Here is a 3,987-nt window from a genome sequence, read left to right on the forward strand (position 1 = left end):
GCGCCACCTTGGCGATCTCCCGGCTCAGGCCGGCCACGTGCAGCAGCTTGTCCTTCAACCACAGGCGGGTCGCCACCAGGATCTGGTCGTTGCGGCTGCGGCCAGTGTGGATCTTGCGGCCGGCATCGCCCAGGCGCTCGGTCAGGCGGGCTTCGATCGCCGAATGGCAATCCTCGAAGCGCTCATCCAGCACGAAGGCACCGCTGCGGAAATCGGCGCCCAGCACGTCCAGCTCGCGCAGCAGGCCATCCAGCTCGTCGCCGGACAGGATGCCGATGTGCTGCAGGCCCTGCGCGTGCGCCTTGCTGGCGGCCACGTCATACAGGAAGAACTCGCGATCCAGGATCACGTCATCGCCCGCCAGGAAGGTCTGGATCTTGGCGTCGACGGCGACGCCCGGCTTCTGCCACAGAAGGTCTGCCATGTCTTGCTCCGTTGGCGGAATCGCTCCGCCGGGTTGTGCGCGCACCGCTGCCGGTGCGCGCCGGAAAGGGTTCAGTGCGGGATCGCGGCCAGTTCGTCCAGGCCCAGCGCCAGGTTGAGGTTCTGGATGGCCTGGGTGGCCGCGCCCTTGAGCAGGTTGTCCAGGGTGGCGACAACCACGACCCGCTTCCCGCCCGGGGCCACGTCGAAGCCCCCGATCTGCACGCCATGGCGGCCGGCGATCTGGCTGACCCACGGCGCCTCGTCGATCACCTCGATCAGCGCTTCGTTGGCGTAGTACTGCCGGTACTGCGCGATCACGTCCTCGCGCTTGACCGGGGTGTTCAGCCACAGGTTGACGGTCATGGTGATGCCGCGGAAATGCGGTGCCACGTGCGGCATGAACTCCACCGGCACGCGCAGGTGCGCGGTGACTTCGCGCTCGTGCATGTGGTTGGTGAGCGCGTACGGCATCAGGTTGTCGCGCAGCAGTTCCGGGTTGTTCTTGTCCGACGGGGTGGTGCCGGCGCCCGAATACCCGGACACGCCGAAGCACTGCGGCGGGCCGGCCAGCTGAGTCAGCAACGGGCTGATCGCCAGCTGCATCGCGGTGGCGTAGCAGCCCGGGTTGCTGATGTGCTTCTGGCCCAGGTAGTCGCCCCGGGTCAATTCGGGCAGGCCGTAGTACCAGCTCGGCTCGAAGCGATGGTCGGCCGACAGGTCCACGATCACCGTGTCCGGCCGGGCCGCGTCCAGCGCGGTGACGAACGGCGCGGCCAGCCCGTTGGGCAGCGCCAGGATCACTGCGTCCATGCCCTTGGCGGCGACCGCGTCGGCATCGAGGTTCTCGAAGTGCAGGTCACCGTGCCAGTCGGCGTGGTGATCGCTCACCCGCTGCCCGGCCAGCTCGCGCGAGGACACAAAGCCCAGCTGCAGGTTCGGGTGCGCGGCAATCAGCTTGATCAGCTCGGCGCCGGTGTGGCCACGGGCGCCGACGATGCCGACGGTGTACGAGGGGGAACTGCTCATGCGTGTGCGTCCAGGCGGTGCTGCAGGTGGCGCTTCACGCCCTGCCATTCCGCGTCGATGATGGAGAAGATGACGGTGTCGCGCGGGGTGCCGTCGGGATGGCGCTTGTGGTTGCGCAGCACGCCGTCCTGCTTGGCGCCCAGCCGCGCGATCGCGGTGCGCGAGGCGAAGTTGAACCAGCTGGTTTCAAACACCACGCTCAGGCACGCCAGCCGTTCGAAGGCATGGGTGAGCAGCATCAGCTTGGTCTCGGTGTTGATGCCGGTGCGCTGCGCGTCCTGACCGTACCAGGTGTAGCCGATGCTCAGGCGCGGCACCTCTTCTTCCATCGCGTAGTAGCGGGTGGTGCCCACGACCTCATCGGCCGCGTTGAGCACCACGAACGGCAGCACCTTGCCGTCGGCCTGGGCCTGCAGCGCGGCCTGCACGTAGCCGGTCATGGTCTTGGCGCTGGGCACCTGGGTGTACCAGAGATTGGACAGCGTACCGTCGCCCAGCGCGCCGCGCAGACCGTCGATGTGCGCCATCTGCAGCGGCTCCAGCCTGGCGTGGGTGCCGGCCAGCGTGGGCACCTTGGTCCAATCGGCGTGATTCATCGGGTTCAGCCCTCCAGGCTCGGGGTGCGCAGGGCGCAGTGTTCAACGTAGGTACGGATGCGCTCGAAGCCGTCGGCGCCAAACCAGAACACCTTCCAGGTGCCCTGCTTGTAGCAGCCATCGGACTCGGCGTAGTAGAAGTGGTTGATCGGGTTGCCGTTGCGCGAGCGCCAGAACAGCTGCGGGGTTTCCTCCAGCATCACGTTCCACACCGCGCGGCCCAGGCCTTCACCCTGCGCGTCGTCGAGCACCGCGAACTTGTCCAGGTACACACCTTCGGCCTCGTCGGTGAGGATCACCGCGGCGCGGTAGTTCTCGCTGACATAGGCGCGCAGCAGCTTGGTCTTTTCAAAGTAATCCGGCACCAGGGTGCGGCCGAAGCTGGATTCGATCAGGCCTTTCAGGCGCGGCAGGTCCAGTGCGTCCCACGACGTGGCGCGCAGCACCTTTTCGCCCTTGCGCACCAGCGTGCCCGAACCCTTGTGGGTGAACAGTTCCTTGGCCAGGTCCGACGGCCGGGTGATCGACACCGACGACTCCAGCGGCAACCGGTCCAGCAAGTCCTTGATCTGTTCGATCTTCACCCGCATGCCGCCGTGAATCCACGGCTGCTGCATCAGCTGGTCGTACTCGGTGGACAGGTTGATCGAGTCGATCACCTTGCCCTCTTCGTCGAGCAGGCCGCCGGTGCCGGTGAGGAAGATGATCTTGTACGGCTGCAGTTCCTGCACCAGTTCGTTGGCGGCAAAATCAGCGTTGACGTTGAGGATCTGCCCGCAGCGGGTCTCACCCAGGCTGGTGATCACCGGAATCGAGCCGGCGCGCAGGCTGGCTTCGATCGGCGCGAGATTGACCTTCTTCACCTCGCCCACCAGGCCATAGGTGGCCTGGTCCATGTACTCGGCTTCGAACACGCCGCCGGTGATCGAGGTGGCGCGCGCGCCATTCTGCTGCAGCGCTTCAACCAGCTGCAGGTTGGAGGCCTGGAACACCCGGCGCACGATCGCCAGGCCTTCCGGCGAGGTCACGCGCAGGCCGTTGACGGTTTCCTTGACGATGCCGGCCGCCGACAGTTCGGCGTCCAGCTGCGGGCCGGCGCCATGCAGCACGATCGGGGTCAGCCCGACTTCCTGCAGGAACGACAGCGAGGAGGTCAGCGCGTCCAGGTCGTCGCGCAGCACCGCGCCGCCGACCTTGACCACGGCGAAGCGCTTGGCGTCCAGCTGCGAGAAACGCTTGAGGTACTGGCTGATCTCCTTCGCGCTGGCCATGCTGGAAAGCAGGCGCACGATGGTCTGGCGGGTCTGGCGGTGGGGCTGGGAAGAAGGCATTTCGGTATCGTCACAGGCGGCCGGGGCCGCGATGGGAGGTCCGTCAGTGGGAGGCCACGACGGCGTCATTCGATCAGGCGCCGTGCGCGATGATGCGGTGCACGGATTCGGTGTAACGCTGCAGCTGCTCCAGCGTCACGAACTCATCGGCGGTGTGGGCCTGGGCGATGTCGCCCGGGCCGTACACCAGCGTGGTGTAGCCGCCGGCCGAGAACAGCGAGGCCTCGGTCCAGAAGTCCACCGCGTTGCCGATCGGAATATCCAGCGCATCGGCCACGTCGCGCGCGGCCAGGCGGCGGTTTTCCGCTTCGGCGATGTCGCCGGCCGGGAAACTGGGGCCGCGGAAGGTTTCGGTGAACTGCGCGGCGGCCGGCTCGGCGAACCCGGCGAAGGTAGCCAGCAGCGCATCGATGTCCATCGACGGCAACGGGCGGAAGCCGAACCGTACTTCGGCGGCGGGCGCGATCATGTTGGCCTTGATCCCGCCTTCGACCCGGCCGATGTTGAAGCGCAGGCCGGTCAGCCCACCGAAGCGTGCATGGGCCAGTGATTCCACATGGTCCAGCGCGCGGTTGCCCCAGCGCATGGCCTGGTGAAGCGCGCTGGAC

The 3,987-nt window shown here is 67.1% G+C and carries 5 protein-coding genes; all 5 read right to left on the reverse strand.

Annotated features, from left to right (window positions below):
* Positions 1 to 424: lyase family protein (locus DBR34_RS23940; protein ID WP_258224108.1), on the reverse strand; the 424-nt coding region annotated here is incomplete at its 3' end.
* 71 nt (positions 425 to 495) lie between these two features.
* Positions 496 to 1,452: an N-acetyl-gamma-glutamyl-phosphate reductase gene (gene argC / locus DBR34_RS18305; RefSeq protein ID WP_128097837.1), complete on the reverse strand. Its 957-nt coding sequence runs from the start codon at positions 1,450 to 1,452 to the stop codon at positions 496 to 498.
* Positions 1,449 to 2,048 carry a GNAT family protein gene (locus DBR34_RS18310; protein WP_128097838.1) on the reverse strand — a complete coding sequence of 200 codons (600 nt, stop codon included), beginning with the start codon at positions 2,046 to 2,048 and terminating at the stop codon, positions 1,449 to 1,451. The genes argC and DBR34_RS18310 overlap by 4 nt, the downstream gene beginning before the upstream one ends.
* Before the next feature lie 5 nt (positions 2,049 to 2,053).
* Entirely contained in the window at positions 2,054 to 3,379 is a 1,326-nt protein-coding gene (locus tag DBR34_RS18315) for an acetylglutamate kinase (protein ID WP_128097839.1), read from the reverse strand.
* 73 nt (positions 3,380 to 3,452) lie between these two features.
* On the reverse strand, positions 3,453 to 3,987 hold a 535-nt coding region (locus tag DBR34_RS23945; protein WP_258224109.1), incomplete at its 5' end, for a peptidase dimerization domain-containing protein.

The organism is Stenotrophomonas sp. HMWF003 (assembly GCF_003061285.1).
Taxonomy (GTDB): domain Bacteria; phylum Pseudomonadota; class Gammaproteobacteria; order Xanthomonadales; family Xanthomonadaceae; genus Stenotrophomonas; species Stenotrophomonas maltophilia_AP.

Coding starts and splice junctions, on each gene's coding strand:
- DBR34_RS18310 (WP_128097838.1), bottom strand. CDS start 2,048: ATGAATCACGCCGATTGGACCAAGGTGCCCACGCTGGCCGGCACCCAC.
- argC (WP_128097837.1), bottom strand. CDS start 1,452: ATGAGCAGTTCCCCCTCGTACACCGTCGGCATCGTCGGCGCCCGTGGC.
- DBR34_RS18315 (WP_128097839.1), bottom strand. CDS start 3,379: ATGCCTTCTTCCCAGCCCCACCGCCAGACCCGCCAGACCATCGTGCGC.